Raw genomic sequence first — 16,232 nt, forward strand, 5'->3', positions numbered from 1 at the left:
AGGTGACCGTAGGGTCGGGAACATGAAGATCCACGCTGAGGCCCTCCTGTTCGACAACGACGGCACGCTCGTCTCCTCCCTCGAATCCGTGCGCCGGTGCTGGACCCGGTGGGCTGAGGAGTTCGGGATCACCGCCGAGGACTTCGCCCGGGTCGAACTGCACGGGCGGACCGCCGTGGCGATAGCCGCCGACCTGCTGCCCGCCGATGTCGTCCCGGCCGCGGTCGCGCGGATCGAGGCGCTGGAGGTCGAGGACGTGCCCAATGGCGGCGCGACCCTGCTGCCCGGCACCCGGGACTTCCTCGACTCGCTGCCCGCCGACCGCTGGGCCGTCGTCACCTCCGCCACTCGCCGGCTCGCCGAGGCCCGGCTCGCGCACGTCGGCATCCTCCCCAAGACACTCGTGGTCGCCGAGGACGTCACGCGCGGCAAGCCCGACCCCGAGCCGTACCTCCTCGCAGCGCGCCAGCTGGGCGTCGCCCCGGCCCGTTGTGTCGTCTTCGAGGACGCCCCGGCGGGACTCCAGGCGGGCCGCGCGGCCGGAATGATCACCGTGGCATTGGCCACAACCCACGAGGCCCACGAGCTCGACGCCGACCTTGTTGTGAGTGACCTGTCAGCCTTGTCCGCGCTGGTCAGCGACGGGGAAGTGGAGATCTCCGCGCGCCGTTGAGGGGCGTCCGCCGCTGTCCGGCATGCGGACAGCGGCCCTTTGTCAGGACCGTACGTCTGCTTTACTGATTCCATGACCACGACGAGCTACCGCACCCTTGCGACCGAGGCGACCCTGACGCCCGGTGCTCGTTGTATGTGTCGAATGTGCGCCTTCTAGAGGGCCCCCGCACCACCCCCGGGCTTTGCGCCCCGAAGCGAGCCGCTGTGGCATGTCCGTACCTCGTATTTCGTACGTGACTGACGCCGCCCCGCGCACATTTCCCCCCTCGTACTCAGGGCACACCCACGCCCGCGTACCCGACAGTCATGGAACCCCAGTGATCACCACATCGGGCCTGACCAAGGTCTACCGCTCACGCGGCCGGGAGGTCACCGCCCTCGACGGCGTCGATCTCCACGTCCGCGAAGGCGAGGTCTACGGCGTCATCGGCCAGTCCGGCGCCGGCAAGTCCTCCCTCATCCGCTGCGTCAACCTGCTGGAGAAGCCCACCGCCGGCACGGTCACCGTCGACGGACAGGACCTCACCGCCCTCGCCGGGCGCGGCCCGCGCGCCGGACGGGAACTCCGGCAGGCGCGCAGCCGTATCGGCATGGTCTTCCAGCACTTCAACCTGCTCTCCTCGCGGACCGTGCAGGACAACATCGAGCTGCCGCTGGAGATCCTCGGCAAGTCCGGGAAGGAACGGTCCGCCAAGGCGCTCGAACTCCTCGACCTCGTCGGGCTCGCCGACAAGGCGAAGGCCTACCCGGCGCAGCTCTCCGGCGGTCAGAAGCAGCGCGTCGGCATCGCCCGCGCGCTGGCCGGCGACCCCAAGGTGCTGCTCTCCGACGAGGCCACCAGCGCGCTCGACCCGGAGACCACCCGCTCGATCCTCCAGCTGCTGCGCGACCTGAACCGGCAGCTGGGCCTGACCGTCCTGCTCATCACCCACGAGATGGACGTCGTCAAGAACGTGTGCGACTCGGCCGCGCTCATGGAGAACGGCCGCATCGTCGAGTCCGGCACGGTGAGCGAACTGCTCGCGACCCCGGGCTCCGAGCTGGCCTCCGCGCTGTTCCCGGTCAGCGGCGAGGCGCACGGCGCGGACCGCACGGTCGTCGACGTCACCTTCCACGGCGAGGCCGCCACCCAGCCCGTCATCTCCCAGCTCTCGCGGACCTACAACATCGACATCTCGATCCTCGGCGCCGCCATCGACACCGTCGGCGGACTCCAGGTCGGCCGCATGCGCATCGAACTGCCCGGCCGCTACGAGGACAACGTGGTGCCGATCGGCTTCCTGCGCGAACAAGGCCTGCAGATCGACGTGTTGGGCCAGGAGCCCGTACTGCTGAAGGAAGGTGCCAAGTGACCTGGTCGGAGATGCAGCCCCTGCTGTCCCAGGCGTGTTGGGACACGCTGTACATGGTCGGCTGGTCCACGGTCATCGCCGTCGTCGGCGGACTCCCGCTCGGCATCCTGCTGGTCCTGACCGACCGCGGCGGACTGCTCCAGAACGTCGCCGCCAACAAGGTCATCGGGCAGATCGTGAACGTCGCCCGCTCGCTGCCGTTCATCATCCTCATGGTCGCGCTGATGAACTTCACGCGGACCATCACCGGCACGACCATCGGCCGCGAGGCCGCCATCGTGCCGCTCGCGATCGGGGCGATCCCCTTCTTCGCGCGCCTTGTTGAGACGGCTGTCCGGGAAGTGGACGGCGGGCTCGTCGAGGCCGTGCAGTCGATGGGCGGCAACACCTGGACCGTCGTGCGCAAGGTCCTCGTACCGGAGTCCCTGCCCTCGCTGATCTCCAGCACCACGACCACGATCGTCGCGCTCATCGGCTACTCCGCGATGGCCGGCACGGTCGGCGCGGGCGGCCTCGGCGACATCGCCATCCGCTACGGCTACCAGCGCTTCGAGACCCAGCTGATGTGGATCACCGTGGCGATCCTCGCGGTCGTCATCTCCCTCATCCAGTTCGCCGGCGACTACGCGGCCCGCTCCGTGCACCGGCGCGGCGGACGGTCGGGTCCCGCGCCGAGGCTCCGGCTACTGAAGGCCGCGTAGGCCCATCCCGGCACCCCCACCCCACAGGCTCCCCGCACCACCCAACGCGGGGGCGTACCACGCAACACCCTCCAGGAAAGGCACTTTTCGTGCGTAACACCGCAAAGCTCACCACCGCCGTCCTCGCCGCCGGAGCCCTCACCTTCGCGCTCTCCGCCTGCGGCTCGGACAAGGGTTCCTCCTCGGCCTCCTCCGACTACAGCGGACCGCTGGTCGTCGCCGCGAGCCCCACCCCGCACGCCGAGATCCTCGACTACGTCAAGGACCACCTGGCGAAGAAGGCCGGAGTCGACCTGGAGGTCAAGGAGTTCACCGACTACGTCACGCCGAACACGGCGACCGAGGACGGCTCGGTGGGTGCCAACTACTTCCAGAACCAGCCGTACCTCGACGACTTCAACAAGAAGAACGGCACCCACATCGTGCCCGTCGTCACGGTCCACCTGGAGCCGCTCGGCCTCTACTCGCACAAGGTCAAGAGCGCCGACGCCCTGAAGAGCGGCGCGACGATCGCCGTCCCGAACGACAGCGTCAACGAGGCCCGCGCCCTCAAGCTGCTCGCGGCGAACGGCCTGATCACCCTCAAGTCCGGTGTGGGCAACGAGGCGACCCCCGCGGACATCACCGAGAACCCGAAGAACCTCAAGTTCAAGGAGCTGGAGGCGGCCCAGACCCCGCGCTCCCTGGACGACGTCGACGCGGCCGTCATCAACGGCAACTACGCCATCTCCTCGGGCCTGAAGCCCGCCAAGGACGCCATCGTCCTGGAGTCCGCGACGAACAACCCCTACGGCAACTTCCTCGCCGTGAAGAAGGGCAACGAGAAGGACCCGCGCGTCAAGAAGCTCGCGAAGCTGCTCACTTCACCCGAGGTGAAGAAGTTCATCGAGGACAAGTACGCCGGTTCCGTCATCCCGTCCTTCTGAGCCGAGCCGGGGGAATCACCATGCGCAAGAGCATCGCCGTCACGGCGGCCGGACTGGCCGTGACCTTGTTCGGCCTCACGGCCTGCGGTTCGGGCTCCGGCTCCGGCAAGAGCGGTGGCAAGGCCGACGGCACTCTCGTCGTCGGCGCCACCGCCGTACCGGCCGGCGAGGTCCTGACCTACATCAAGGACAACCTGGCGGACAAGGCCGGACTGAAGCTGGAGATCAGGGAGTTCACGGACTACGTCCTGCCGAACACCGCGCTCCAGGAGGGCTCGCTGGACGCGAACCTCTACCAGAACCAGCCCTTCCTGGACGAGTTCAACAAGTCCAAGGGCACCGACCTGGTCTCGGTGGCCAAGGCGTATCTGCCGCCGATGGGTGTGTACTCCAAGAAGATCGAGGACATCGCGAAGCTCGCCGACGGCGCCACCGTCGCCGTGCCGAACGAGACCACCAACGAGGGGCGCGCCCTCAAACTCCTCGCCGCCAAGGGGCTGATCACGCTCAAGGCGGGGGCGGGCACGGACGCGTCCCCAGCGGACGTCACGGCCAATCCGCAGCACCTGAAGTTCAAGGAGCTGGACCCGGCCCAACTGCCGCGCTCGCTCGACGACCTGGACGTGGCCGTCATCAACAACAACTACGCCCAGGACGCGGGCCTCAGCCCCGCCAAGGACGCGATCCTCCTGGAGTCGGCGAAGGACAACCCCTACGCCAACCTCCTGGCCGTCAAACGCGGCAACGAGGACGACCCCCGCGTCGGGAAGCTCGCGAAGGTTCTCGTCTCCTCCGACGTGAAGAAGTTCATAGCGGAGAAGTACAAGGGCTCTGTCCTGCCGGTCACTTCCGGCTGACGGGGGCGTATACGGCGTATCACCACGCACGGGGTCCACGCCCTCACCATGAGTGGACCCCGTGGTGCGGTTCCCCGCTTTCATGCTGCATGCTGGGCAGTTCAGATAGGCCCGGAACATTTTCCGAAGGTTACGGAGCGGCGCATGACGAGCACCTTCCCCAACATCTCCATCAGCACGGAGCGGTTGGTGCTGCGGCCCCTCGACGAGGACGACATCCCCGCGCTGACGGAGATGATGAACGACGAACAGGTCGGGTCCTGGACCGACGTCCCCCAGCCCTGCACCGAGGACCGGGCCCGCCGTTGGATCACCGAGTACGCGCCCACCGAACGCACTTCGGGCCGCGGGCTCGACCTCGCCGTCACCGAGTTCCTCACCCAACGGCTCGTCGGCATCGTCCAGTTGACCAAGACCAACTGGCATGTCCGGTCCACCGAGCTGTCGTACATCATCGCGCCCTGGGCCCGCGGCGAGGGCTACGCCTCCGAGGCGGCGCTAGCCACCGCCCAATGGCTGTTCGGGGACCAGAAGTTGGAGCGCATCGAGCTGCGCACCGCCGCCGACAACACGGCCTCCCAGCAGGTGGCCCAGAAGATCGGCTGCATCAGCGAGGGCGTCCTGCGCAACGCGTGCATAGTGCATGTCCACGGTGACGACGGCACCTGGAGCGACGTCCGCACCGACTTCATCGTGTGGAGCCTCCTCCCGGAGGACCTGGAGGGCACGGCCGAACAGCTCGAAGACGTCGACGGTTTCACGTCGCTCGCCGACTGGAACTGAATCCGGCGGGTACGGCACAGGGAGCACCGCCCAGCCGCACCAGGTACCCTCACGGTGCCCGCGTACGGGCCGCTTTCCCGACGACCTGCGAATCACCCCTGGAGACTGACGACGATGGCCGACCGCGTCACGGTGATCGGCTGGGACGGCTCTCCGCTGACCGCCGCGGCACGCTCCGCCCTCGCCGCCGCGACCCTGGTGGCCGGCGCGCCCCACCATCTCGCGCTCCCCGAGGTACCGCCACGCGCCGAGCGCATCCGCCTCGGTAGCGTCGCCCTCGCCGCCCGCCGCATCGCGGGCCACCGCGGCACCGCGGTCGTGTTCGCCGACGGGGACCCCGGCTTCTTCGGAGTCGTACGGACCCTGCGCGTACCGGAGTTCGGCCTGGAGGTGGAGGTCATCCCCGCGGTCTCCTCCGTGGCCGCCGCCTTCGCCCGCGCGGGCATGCCCTGGGACGACGCACAGGTGGTGGTCGCACACCGGCGCACCCTGCGACGCGCGGTGAACGTGTGCCGGGCCCACACAAAAGTCGCCGTCCTCACCTCACCGGGCGCCGGACCCGCCGAACTCGGTCTCCTCATGGAGGGCGTCCACCGCACCTTCGTCATCTGCGAGGAACTGGGCACCGAGCACGAGCAGGTCACCGTCCTCACCTCCGACAAGGCCGCCGACCGCACCTGGCGCGACCCCAACGTCGTCATCGTCATGGGCGGCCCGGTCGGCCCGACCGTCACCGGAACCACCGGTGAGGGCTGGATCGCCGGCCGCGACCCGTCCGCCGTCGCCCGCGGCTGGACCCTGCCTGCCGAGGCCTACGGCGGCCAACTGGGCGAAGGCGAGACGGATCTGCTCCGGGCCGCCCAACTCGCCCGCCTCGGCCCGCGCGTCGGAGACCTCGTGTGGGACATCGGCTGCGGCAGCGGCGCCTTCGCCATCGAGGCGGCCCGCGCCGGAGCCGCCGTCATCGCCGTCGACCGCGACACCCAGGCCTGCACCCGCACCGACTCCGCCGCACGCAGCTTCGGCGTGCACCTCCAGATCGTCCAGGGCGACGCCCCGCACATCCTGGAGAACCTCCCCGAACCTGACGTAGTACGGGTCGGCGGCGGGGGAGTGGCCGTCGTCTCCGCGGTCGCCGACCGGCGCCCGCAGCGCATCGTGGCGCACGCCTCCACCCGCGACGAGGCCGAACTCGTCGGCCGCGACCTCACGGAGCACGGCTACCACGTGGAGTGCGCCCTCCTCCAGTCCGTCGAACTCGACACCAGGGCCTGGACGGAGACGGAACGGAGCGTCGCGTTCCTGCTCAGCGGCCTCCTCCCGGAGCGCGTTTCCTGACCCGCCGAACCGTCCCCGTGATCCTGTTGTCGTACTGCGCGCGGTAGGCTGGCGGACTGTTGTACCGCATCGGGTGACCCGGCACTTCGTTCGTCAATGTCCGGAAAACCCGCCCGTTTTGGGGTGAGTGTGGTACGGCGGAACCGGAGGACGCGCAACGTGGCGCAGTCCACAGCGGGCCGTCGCGGATCAAGCTGTCGCGACGGCCGAACGCCCGCGACAATGCCAGTCAATGGCTTTGTCGTCTAAATGGCTTTGTCGCCTTTTGACGTCGGGTTGTTCGTGCCGCTGGACAGGCACGCTCGTTCTCCACTGCGGGGCGGTCGGTGCGCCGTTCCCGGTGAGCGGGTCGTAGAAGCACTAACCGATGGGCGAGGGGTACGCATGACCGACACCGGCCAGATCCCGGCCGAGGGGCTGCCGGAGAACGCAGGCATGGTGGAACAGCCAGGCGTTCCCGCGCACGGCGCGTACACCTACCTCTCCGAGACCACCGCCGAGGACGAAGACCTACTGCTCCTCCCGGGCGCCCAGGGCGCCTGGGGCAACGAGGTCCCGCCTCCGGCCCCCGAGCCCGTCGTGGAGACGGTCCACGCGCCGGCCCCGCACGAGGTCGCCGCGCAGGAGCCGGGTTCGCAGGAGGCCGCCGCGTACGAGGCTCCTGTGCACGAACCGGGACAGTACGAGGCCGCTGCGCACGAGGCTGTCGTGCCCGAGCCTGCTCCGCATGAGCCGGGTCCGCACGAGACGGCCGGCCGTGACAGCGGTTCCGTCGATCTGGGGGGCGTCCGGCTGCCCGCACCGCCGCCGCCCGCGCCGGTCCCGCCGCGTCGGCCGCTGCACCTCGGCCCGCCCCTCCCCGACACCTCCGCGAGCCCGGTCCGCTCCCTCGCCGACCGCGGTCCCGCAGGGGCGCCGGTACGGCAGGCGGGCTCGCCGGCGACCGGCCCCGAGTACTTCGACGCACCCCAACTCCGCGACCTGCCCCCGCAGGGCGCGGCACCCTGGGGCGCCCAGCCTCCGGTGGGCGCGGGGGTGCCGACAGGGGAAACGGTTGTTCCGGTTGGCAAACCGGACGGAGAACTCGCCGGTGAGCCCGTCGGCGGGGGGATCGCCATGGCCCTGGACGCCGGGGTTGTCGTACCGGAGCCGGAACTGGGCCCGGCCATGGCCGCTGGCGCGAGCACCGGCAAGGACGCCGACCTGGCGCAGGCTCCCCACGCGGGTGGGGCGTGGCAGGGGCACGAGCAGTCGTTCAGCGGTGAGCCCGCGGCCGCTTTCGCCCACGTGAGCACGGAGAGCTCCGGGCACGCCGGTGCCGGTGTCGCCGAGGTGGGCCAACTGCCCGAGGCCGCCGAGGAGTTGGCTGCCGAGCAGGCCCAGGTGCAGGCCCCGGTGCAGGACCATGCGCAGGCCCCGGTGCAGGCGCAGGCGGAGATGCCGGCCTCCGATGCGGGGTTCGTGCCTGCCGGCGACGGGCACGGTGGTGACGCCGGGTACGTGCCGGAGGGCGCGGGTGCCTTCGAGGCCGTGCCGGTTCCCGGGGACACGTTTGTCGTGGCTGCCGGGCAGGAGGTGGACCAGGTCGCTGCTTCGGTTCCCGTGCCGGGTGCGGATGTTGTCCCGCCGGAGCCTGAGGCCGTGCCGGTTCCCGAGGAGGCTTTCGCCTCTGAGGGCGAGGCGTTGCCGGAGGCCGTTGGCGTGCCGGGAGCCGGAGAGGACTACGACTCCGGGTTCGCCGCCGCTGACGAGCACGGTGCCGACGCCGAGGCGGTCCACGGCGCCGAGCAGGCTGCCCAGCCCGTATTCGCTCAGGGTCCCGAAGAGGTACTCGCGCAAGATGCCCTCCCCCAGCCGGTGTTGGCTCATGACGTCGTACAGGAGCCCGAAGCCGTAGCTGCTCCGGAGCCGGTCCAGGCAGAGGACATCGTGTACGCCCCCGCCCCCGACCAGGTTCTCGAAGCCCCTCCGGCCCCCGGGATCGCCCCTGTCGACGAGACCGCGGTCATCCAGGAAGCCGAGCGAACTCCGGCCGCTTTCCCGGAAGTTGAGACACCGCTCGCCCCCGAAGTCGCACCCCTCGCCGACACCGGAGCCGAAGTCACGCCGGCCCCCGAGCCCGTCGTAGCCGAATCCCACGTAGCGGAGACGGCCCCGCTGGAGCCGGAACCCGAGCCGCAGCCGGAGTCGCAGCCCCAGCCGCAGCCTCACCCGGACGACTCCCTCGGCCGGTTCGTGCCGGTGGAAGGCTCCGTGCCCACCACCCCCCACCTCGCACCGACCCCGCCGCACCCGCTCGTCCTCCCCGCGGAGGAGCAACCGGGTGTCGTAGAGGAACCCTTCGGCGCCGTCCCCGCCCCCCGTGAGGCAGACCCGGAACTCGTACAGCACGCGGACGACCTGGACACCCGGGCCGCTGAGCAGGAAGAAGAGAGCACGGCCGTAGTGGAAGACGTACGAGAGTCCACCGGTCCTGCCGCTCCTGCCTACGACGACGCCGAGCGCGAGGCCGTGCTGAAGGTGATGCGGGAGCGTCGGGACATCCGCAACGGCTTCCGCAGTGACCCGATCCCGCACGACGTGCTGCTGCGGGTGCTGGAGGCGGCGCACACGGCGCCGTCCGTCGGGCATTCGCAGCCGTGGGACTTCGTGGTCATCCGTTCCGCCGACACGCGCCGGAACATGCACGAACTGGCGCAGAGCCAGCGCGAGGCGTACGCGAAGTCGCTGCCGAAGGGCAGGGCGAAGCAGTTCAAGGAACTGAAGATCGAGGCCATCCTCGACACCCCGGTGAACATCGTCGTCACCGCCGACCCGACCCGCGGCGGCCGCCACACGCTGGGCCGGCACACGCAGCCGCAGATGGCGCCGTACTCCGCCGCGCTCGCCGTCGAGAACCTCTGGCTCGCCGCCCGCGCCGAGGGCCTGGGCGTCGGCTGGGTCAGCTTCTTCGACGAGCGCGAGATGGTCCGCGCGCTCGGTCTGCCGGAGCATCTGGAGGTCATCGCGTACCTCTGCGTCGGCTACGTCGACGAGTTCCCGGACGAGCCCGAGCTGATGCAGGCCGGCTGGTCCAAGCGCCGCCCGCTGTCGTGGGTCGTGCACGAGGAGACGTACGGCCGCCGTGCCCTGCCCGGCGAGGACCCGCACGACCTGCTCGCGGAGACCGTCGCCGGTATCCGTCCGCTGGACGCGAAGGCGCTCGGCGAGGCGTGGGAGCGGCAGAAGCGGATGACGAAGCCGCCGGGCTCGCTCGGCATGCTGGAGATCATCTCCGCGCAGCTGTCCGGCTTGTCCCGGCAGTGCCCGCCGCCGATCCCGGAGCCCGCGGCCGTCGCGATCTTCGCGGGCGACCACGGCGTGCACGCGCAGGGCGTCACGCCCTGGCCGCAGGAGGTCACGGCCCAGATGGTCGCCAACTTCCTTGGCGGCGGCGCCGTTTGCAACGCCTTCGCGAGCCAGGTGGGCGCCGAGGTGTGCGTGGTGGATGTGGGCGTGGCGTCCGAACTCCCGGCCACGCCCGGCCTGTTGCCCCGCAAGATCCGCGCCGGTACGTCCGACATGACGACCGGCCCGGCGATGACCCGCGAGGAGGCCAAGCAGGCCATCGAGGTGGGCATCGAGACGGCCCGCGACCTGGTGGCGGCCGGCAACAGGGCGCTGCTCACCGGTGAGATGGGCATCGCGAACACCACCGCGTCCGCCGCCCTGATCTCGGTCTTCACGGACACCGACCCCGCCGAGGTCACCGGCCGGGGCACCGGCATCAACGACGAGACCCTCGCCCGCAAGACGGAGGTCGTGCGCCGCGCGATCGACCTCCACCAGCCGGACCCGGCCGACCCCATCGGCGTCCTCGCCGCGGTCGGCGGCTTCGAACACGCGGCGATGGTCGGCCTGTTGCTCGGCGGCGCGTCCCTGCGTACGCCGGTGATCCTGGACGGCGTGAGCGCCGGCGCCGCCGCCCTGGTCGCCCGCGCGATCGCCCCCGAGGTCCTCGCGGCCTGCATCGCGGGCCACCGCAGCGCGGAACCGGGTCACGTGGCGGCGTTGAACAAGCTCGGCCTGCGCCCCCTGGTCGACCTGGACCTCCGCCTCGGCGAGGGCACGGGCGCGCTGCTGGCCCTGCCGCTGGTGCAGAGCACGGCGCGGGCGATGCACGAGGTGGCGACGTTCGACTCGGCCGGCGTCACCGAGAAATAGACCGACCCGGACCGGGGGTGGGGTGGGCACGCGCTCCGTCGCGCCCGCCCCACCCCCGCCGTACGCTGAACGCACTCTAAAATCCGCACGTCAGGGCCGCTCCAGAGCCGTAGCGCCCCCCCGCACGCCCGTCCGAGGAGCCGCACCCTCATGGCCGAAAACCCCGCCTACCCCGTAGGCCTCCGTCTCACCGGCCGCAGGGTCGTCGTCCTCGGCGGCGGCCAGGTCGCCCAGCGCCGCCTCCCCGCGCTGATCGCGGCAGGCGCGGACATCACCCTCGTGTCCCCCGAGGCGACGCCCTCCGTGGAGGCGATGGCGGACGCGGGCGAGATCACCTGGGAGCGCCGCCCGTACGCGGACGGCGACCTGGCGAACGCCTGGTACGCCCTGATCGCCACCACGGACCCGGAAGCGAACAACCGGGCCTCCGCCGAAGCCGAGGCGAACCGCGTCTGGTGCGTCCGCTCCGACGACGCCGACCAGGCCACCGCATGGACCCCGGCGACGGGACACAGCGAGGGCGTGACGGTCGCCGTCCTCACCACGGACGCCCGCGGCCGCGACCCCCGCCACACCGCCGCGATCCGCGACGCGGTCGTCGCGGGCCTGCGCGACGGCACCCTCGTCGCCCCCCACCACCGCACCCGCACCCCGGGCGTCGCCCTCGTCGGCGGCGGCCCCGGCGACCCGGACCTGATCACGGTCCGCGGCCGCCGCCTCCTCGCCGAGGCCGACGTCGTCATCGCCGACCGCCTCGGCCCCCGCGACCTCCTCGCCGAACTCCCCCCGCACGTCGAGGTGATCGACGCGGCGAAGATCCCCTACGGCCGCTACATGGCCCAGGAGGCCATCAACAACGCCCTGATCGAACACGCCAGGCAGGGCAAGTCGGTCGTACGACTGAAGGGCGGCGACCCCTTCGTCTACGGCCGTGGCATGGAGGAGGTCCAGGCGCTCACCGAGGCCGGCATCCCGTGCACGGTCGTGCCCGGCATCTCCAGCTCGATCTCGGTACCGGGCGCGGCGGGCATCCCGGTCACCCACAGGGGTGTCGCACACGAGTTCACGGTGGTCAGCGGCCATGTGGCCCCTGACGACGAGCGTTCCCTGGTCGACTGGCCGTCGCTGGCCAAGCTGACCGGCACCCTCGTCGTCCTCATGGGCGTGGACAAGATCGGGAAGATCGCCGAAGCCCTGATCGCGCACGGCAAGCCGTCCGACACCCCGGTCGCCCTGATCCAGGAGGGCACGACCGCCGCCCAGCGCCGGGTGGACGCGACCCTGGCGACGGTCGGCGATACGGCACGCGCCGAGGACGTGAAACCGCCTGCGGTGATCGTCATCGGCGCGGTGGTCACCGTAGGCCCGAAGGAACTCGCGTAACCCCGGGTAACACAACCCGTTCCCAGCCGTTGGCACCACACCCAGGACAAGGCAGTATCACCCTGTGGCCGATCTCATCACCGTTGAGGATCCCGACGACCCGCGCCTGCGTGATTACACGGGCCTGACCGACGTAGAGCTGCGCCGCAAGCGTGAACCGGCCGAGGGCCTGTTCATCGCCGAGGGCGAGAAGGTCATCAGACGGGCCAAGGACGCGGGCTACGAGATGCGTTCGATGCTGCTGTCCGCGAAGTGGGTCGACGTCATGCGGGACGTCATCGACGAACTCCCGGCACCGGTCTACGCGGTGAGCCCGGAACTGGCCGAACGCGTCACGGGCTACCACGTGCACAGGGGCGCGCTGGCCTCCATGCAGCGCAAACCCCTCCCCACGGCGGACGAACTCCTCCAGACCACGCGCCGGGTGGTGGTGATGGAGTCGGTGAACGACCACACCAACATCGGCGCGATCTTCCGCTCGGCGGCGGCACTGGGCATGGACGCGGTCCTGCTGTCTCCCGACTGCGCGGACCCTCTGTACCGCCGCAGCGTGAAGGTCTCGATGGGCGCGGTCTTCTCCGTCCCCTACGCGCGCCTGGACAGCTGGCCCAAGGGCCTGGAGTCGGTCCGCGAAGCAGGCTTCACACTCCTGGCGCTGACCCCCGACGAAAAGGCGAAGAGCCTGGACGAGGCGGCCCCGCACCGCATGGACCGGGTGGCCCTGATGCTGGGCGCCGAGGGCGACGGCCTGTCGACGCAAGCCCTGGTGGCGGCCGACGAATGGGTCCGCATCCCGATGGCCCACGGCGTCGACTCCCTCAACGTGGGCGCCGCGGCCGCGGTCGCCTTCTACGCGGTGGCCACCGGCCGCCCCGAACTCTAGGAGCCCGCTTGGCCCAGCGCGAGGCGATCGTCGCCGTACTCCGACGCGCAGACCGCGTCCTGGTCATCCGGCGCGGCCCCGACTCGGCCCGGGCCGGCTACTGGGCACCCCTGAGCGGCAAACTCGAACCAGGCGAAACCCAGGAAGAGGCCCTGGTCAGAGAGGTCAAGGAGGAGGTGGGCCTCACGGTCTCCCCCCTCTCCAAGGTCTGGCAGTCCGACGCGGCCGACGGCACCTTCCGCCTCCACTGGTGGACCGCCACAGAAACAGGCAACGGCACGATCGTCCCCGACCCGGGCGAGGTCTCCGAGGTCCGCTGGGTGACCCCGACGGAGTTCCTGACGATGACTCCGGCGTTCGACGCGGACAGGGAGTTCTTCGAGCACGTGTTGCCGGGCTTGTAGGCACGAGACGTCCACCATGCAGTGCGGGCCCGCGAAATTCAGCCCGTCCGGCGTTTGAGGACGAGGCCGTTCAGGCCGAAGGGGGTCTGGGGCGCAGCCCCAGGCGGGGTCGAAGGGGCGGCAGCCCCTGGAGGATGGGACGGGCAGGGGCGGCGGGGGCGAAAATCACCACCGGCCCCCACTACCCGGTGACCCCGTACAGCCCGTCCGAACCCGAACCATCCGCCCCTACGACAACACTCCCGTGCCCCGTACGCCCAAGCCCATGAGCCGGCCCCGAACACCCCTGAGCCACAGCGATACCGAGCGCGACCAACAGCGTCACCACGACGAACACGAACAGCCGCTGCCGCAGCAGCCGAGGATTCGCGGGCCGCCGCCCGGTCCCCGTGGTACGCGGCCCCGGCCGCCCAGTACCACTGCGAGACGCAGGACGACTCCCACCGCCGGAACGGGTGTTGTTCCGCCCAGCCGGAGTCGGACGCGCCTGACCGGGCCGGGACGGCACCCCACCCCCACGCGAAGGACTACTGCCACCCCGGGACGGAGGAGCGGCACCACGGGGCGCCGGCGTTCCCTGAGGATTCTGCGGCCGCCGCTGACTCTGGGTGCGCTGCCGCTCCGGATAACTGTCGGTGAGCCGCCCGGTAGGCCGGTCCGCCTCCGCGGCACGCGGCCCCGGCGGCCGCACATCGGCCATCCCCTGAGCCTCACGCGCGGCGATCTCCTTGAGCCGCAAGGACAGTTGAAGCGTGCTGGGCCGCTCCTCGGGATCCTTCGCGAGGCACGCGCGGACGAGCGGCGCGAGCGCGTCCGGCACCCCGTGCAGCTGCGCCTCCTCGTGCACCACGCGGTACAGCATGACCTCGGAACTACCGTGCCCGAAGGGCGAGTCGGAGGTCGAGGCGTACGCGAGCGTGGCCCCGAGCGAGAAGACATCGGTGGCCGGAGTGACGGCCGCCCCCCGCACCTGCTCGGGCGCGAGGAACCCGGGCGAGCCCACCGCCGTACCGACATGCGTGAGCGTCGACGCCCCGGTCGCCCAGGCGATACCGAAGTCGATGATCCGCGGACCCTTGGGGGAGAGGAGGATGTTCGACGGCTTGAGATCCCGGTGGACGACCCCGGCCTCGTGCACGGCGACGAGTCCCTCAGACAGAGCGGCCCCGATGGCGGCGACCTCGGCCGCTCCCAGCGCACCTTCGTCGGCGACCTTGTCATGCAACGACGGCCCAGGCACGTACTGCGTGGCGAACCACGGCCGATCGGCGTCGAGATCCGCAGCGACCAGCCGGGCAGTACATCCCCCGCGAATCCGCCGAGCGGCCGAGACCTCGCGCGCGAACCGCGAACGGAACTCCTGGTCCTCCGCCAGATCCGGCCGGATGACCTTCAGCGCGACCCGCTGACCCTTGCGGTCGGAGCCCAGATAGACGACGCCCATTCCGCCCGCGCCGAGCCGTCTGTGAAGCCTGAACGAGCCGACGACGCGCGGGTCCTCGCGCCTCAGGCGCATCATCGCCATGTTCATCCCCGCTGCCCGGTCCGTGTGACGAGCGACAGCTTACGTTTCCACGGGCGCCCGCGCGCAAAGGCCGCGCCCTCTCGGACCGACGGATTGTCAGTGCCGGGTGGGAAACTTGAAGGGTGGTCAGAGGCGTTGCGAGCAGCAGGACTTCACATCACCTCGGACCCCAACCAACCATCACAGAAGGGGGATTGAGCGCGTGAAGGGTGATCGCGTCGAGATAGTGGTGGACGCCGGCGACACAACACGTACCTACGAGGTGGTGGCGAGCAGGGCGGGCCGTCGGGTGGAGACAGCGGTACGACGAGGTGTCGTAGAAGTGAGCGAAGTCACCCGCAGCGGCTCCGTCGTCCGTACCGCCCGCTTCATGGCGACCAGGGTCCTCGCCCTGGTCGAGCAGCCGGTCCCGCGCGAGGACAGCTCAGAGAAAGCGGGGCACACCGGACTACCCCTCCGGGAAGACCCCGAGACGTAGGACCCGGTCTCCACCCAGGGGAGTAGTTCGCAGGTCATTGCTCATCCTCCGGGAGGCCCGCCAATCGGTACGAGGGCATGACGACCGGCACCCGCCGCACGCCTAGATTTGAGGTCAAGCGGCGGGTGCAGCACTCGTCCCCCGAGGTCAGACACCCGCCGCTGCCAACGACAACTGAGTTCGGTCAACGGAGCACGGTCAGGAGAGGGACCATGGCCCATACGGCACCGCGGGCATTGATCCGCGAAGAGGGACGCAAGGCGTACAACGCGGCGTTCCACACCCGCCGCACGGGCCGTCGCCACCCGCTGGTGGCGACCTTGATGGCACTTCCCCTGGCGGTCCTGCTCCTGGTCGTCTTCGACGGCTGGGAGACCGTGGCCACACAGGCGTCGTCCGTGGGAGTGATGCTGGGGCGCTGAGCGGCGACCCAGGCCCGGAAGAGCGGTCCGGGCGGGGACATCAACCCATGAAACCCCGTGGGGACGGGGGTGCGGCGGACGGCAAAAAAAGCCGGCGCAGCTGGGGAGCTGCGCCGGCTTTGCTTTGCCCTTTTCCTACCGGTGGTCCTTCTCGATGCCGTCGGCACCATCAGCCCGTCCGACTTTCGAGCCCAGGCCGGCATCCTCCAGCCCGTCCGGCGTTTGAGGACGAGGCCGTTCAGGCCGAAGGGGGTCTGGGGCGCAGCCCCAGGCGGGGTCGAAGGGGCGGCAGCCCCTGGAGG

Annotated in this window: 14 protein-coding genes; 13 read left to right on the plus strand and 1 reads right to left on the minus strand. The window is 70.6% G+C overall.

The window, feature by feature from the left end; genetic code table 11:
* The first annotated feature begins 22 nt into the window (after window positions 1–22).
* The 11 genes from ACGFY9_RS48285 to ACGFY9_RS48335 all read left to right on the plus strand — a co-directional run bounded on the left by ACGFY9_RS48285 (window position 23) and on the right by ACGFY9_RS48335 (window position 13,505).
* Entirely contained in the window at window positions 23–673 is a 651-nt protein-coding gene (locus ACGFY9_RS48285) for an HAD family hydrolase (protein WP_393765458.1), read from the plus strand.
* A 319-nt stretch (window positions 674–992) separates the two neighbouring features.
* On the plus strand, window positions 993–2,027 hold the full coding sequence (locus ACGFY9_RS48290) for a methionine ABC transporter ATP-binding protein (RefSeq protein ID WP_393765460.1): 1,035 nt from the start codon (window positions 993–995) through the stop codon (window positions 2,025–2,027).
* Entirely contained in the window at window positions 2,024–2,728 is a 705-nt protein-coding gene (locus tag ACGFY9_RS48295; protein WP_393765462.1) for a methionine ABC transporter permease, read from the plus strand. The genes ACGFY9_RS48290 and ACGFY9_RS48295 overlap by 4 nt, the downstream gene beginning before the upstream one ends.
* 89 nt (window positions 2,729–2,817) lie before the next feature.
* Window positions 2,818–3,654 (plus strand): MetQ/NlpA family ABC transporter substrate-binding protein, encoded by an 837-nt coding sequence (locus ACGFY9_RS48300; RefSeq protein ID WP_393765464.1) that lies wholly within the window; start codon window positions 2,818–2,820, stop codon window positions 3,652–3,654.
* Window positions 3,655–3,674: 20 nt separating this feature from the next.
* On the plus strand, window positions 3,675–4,511 hold the full coding sequence (locus ACGFY9_RS48305; protein ID WP_393765466.1) for a MetQ/NlpA family ABC transporter substrate-binding protein: 837 nt from the start codon (window positions 3,675–3,677) through the stop codon (window positions 4,509–4,511).
* A gap of 144 nt (window positions 4,512–4,655) precedes the next feature.
* A complete protein-coding gene (locus tag ACGFY9_RS48310; RefSeq protein ID WP_393765468.1) occupies window positions 4,656–5,294 on the plus strand; it encodes a GNAT family N-acetyltransferase in 639 nt (212 codons plus the stop codon).
* A 114-nt stretch (window positions 5,295–5,408) separates the two neighbouring features.
* Complete coding sequence (gene cbiE / locus ACGFY9_RS48315) at window positions 5,409–6,632, plus strand: precorrin-6y C5,15-methyltransferase (decarboxylating) subunit CbiE (RefSeq protein WP_393765469.1); 1,224 nt, start codon at window positions 5,409–5,411, stop codon at window positions 6,630–6,632.
* 384 nt (window positions 6,633–7,016) lie between these two features.
* Window positions 7,017–10,835 carry a nicotinate-nucleotide--dimethylbenzimidazole phosphoribosyltransferase gene (gene cobT, locus ACGFY9_RS48320; protein ID WP_393765471.1) on the plus strand — a complete coding sequence of 1,273 codons (3,819 nt, stop codon included), beginning with the start codon at window positions 7,017–7,019 and terminating at the stop codon, window positions 10,833–10,835.
* A 150-nt stretch (window positions 10,836–10,985) separates the two neighbouring features.
* Window positions 10,986–12,218: a uroporphyrinogen-III C-methyltransferase gene (gene cobA, locus ACGFY9_RS48325; protein WP_393765473.1), complete on the plus strand. Its 1,233-nt coding sequence runs from the start codon at window positions 10,986–10,988 to the stop codon at window positions 12,216–12,218.
* Window positions 12,219–12,282: 64 nt separating this feature from the next.
* On the plus strand, window positions 12,283–13,101 hold the full coding sequence (locus tag ACGFY9_RS48330) for an RNA methyltransferase (RefSeq protein ID WP_019059837.1): 819 nt from the start codon (window positions 12,283–12,285) through the stop codon (window positions 13,099–13,101).
* Window positions 13,102–13,109: 8 nt separating this feature from the next.
* Window positions 13,110–13,505 carry an NUDIX domain-containing protein gene (locus tag ACGFY9_RS48335; RefSeq protein WP_393765475.1) on the plus strand — a complete coding sequence of 132 codons (396 nt, stop codon included), beginning with the start codon at window positions 13,110–13,112 and terminating at the stop codon, window positions 13,503–13,505.
* Between the two features lie 181 nt (window positions 13,506–13,686).
* Here the strand turns inward: ACGFY9_RS48335 and ACGFY9_RS48340 are convergent, their stop codons facing one another.
* Complete coding sequence (locus ACGFY9_RS48340) at window positions 13,687–15,036, minus strand: serine/threonine-protein kinase (RefSeq protein ID WP_393765477.1); 1,350 nt, start codon at window positions 15,034–15,036, stop codon at window positions 13,687–13,689.
* A gap of 196 nt (window positions 15,037–15,232) precedes the next feature.
* On the opposite strand from ACGFY9_RS48340, the gene ACGFY9_RS48345 reads away from it, so the two are divergent.
* Together ACGFY9_RS48345 and ACGFY9_RS48350 are read left to right on the plus strand one after the other, a co-directional pair.
* Window positions 15,233–15,508 (plus strand): hypothetical protein, encoded by a 276-nt coding sequence (locus ACGFY9_RS48345; RefSeq protein WP_033282228.1) that lies wholly within the window; start codon window positions 15,233–15,235, stop codon window positions 15,506–15,508.
* Window positions 15,509–15,720: 212 nt separating this feature from the next.
* Window positions 15,721–15,930, plus strand: a complete 210-nt coding sequence (locus ACGFY9_RS48350) for a hypothetical protein (protein ID WP_317888187.1) — start codon at window positions 15,721–15,723, stop codon at window positions 15,928–15,930.
* Window positions 15,931–16,232: the final 302 nt, after the last annotated feature.

Origin of the sequence: Streptomyces sp. NPDC048504 (assembly GCF_043200035.1) — a bacterium.
In the GTDB taxonomy this organism is placed as follows: Bacteria; Actinomycetota; Actinomycetes; order Streptomycetales; family Streptomycetaceae; genus Streptomyces.

Bases quoted from the DNA above. Each gene is read 5' to 3' on its own strand.
- ACGFY9_RS48285 (WP_393765458.1), top strand. From the start codon at position 23: ATGAAGATCCACGCTGAGGCCCTCCTGTTCGACAACGACGGCACGCTC.
- ACGFY9_RS48305 (WP_393765466.1), top strand. From the start codon at position 3,675: ATGCGCAAGAGCATCGCCGTCACGGCGGCCGGACTGGCCGTGACCTTG.
- ACGFY9_RS48310 (WP_393765468.1), top strand. From the start codon at position 4,656: ATGACGAGCACCTTCCCCAACATCTCCATCAGCACGGAGCGGTTGGTG.
- cbiE (WP_393765469.1), top strand. From the start codon at position 5,409: ATGGCCGACCGCGTCACGGTGATCGGCTGGGACGGCTCTCCGCTGACC.
- cobT (WP_393765471.1), top strand. From the start codon at position 7,017: ATGACCGACACCGGCCAGATCCCGGCCGAGGGGCTGCCGGAGAACGCA.
- cobA (WP_393765473.1), top strand. From the start codon at position 10,986: ATGGCCGAAAACCCCGCCTACCCCGTAGGCCTCCGTCTCACCGGCCGC.
- ACGFY9_RS48340 (WP_393765477.1), bottom strand. From the start codon at position 15,036: ATGAACATGGCGATGATGCGCCTGAGGCGCGAGGACCCGCGCGTCGTC.
- ACGFY9_RS48350 (WP_317888187.1), top strand. From the start codon at position 15,721: ATGGCCCATACGGCACCGCGGGCATTGATCCGCGAAGAGGGACGCAAG.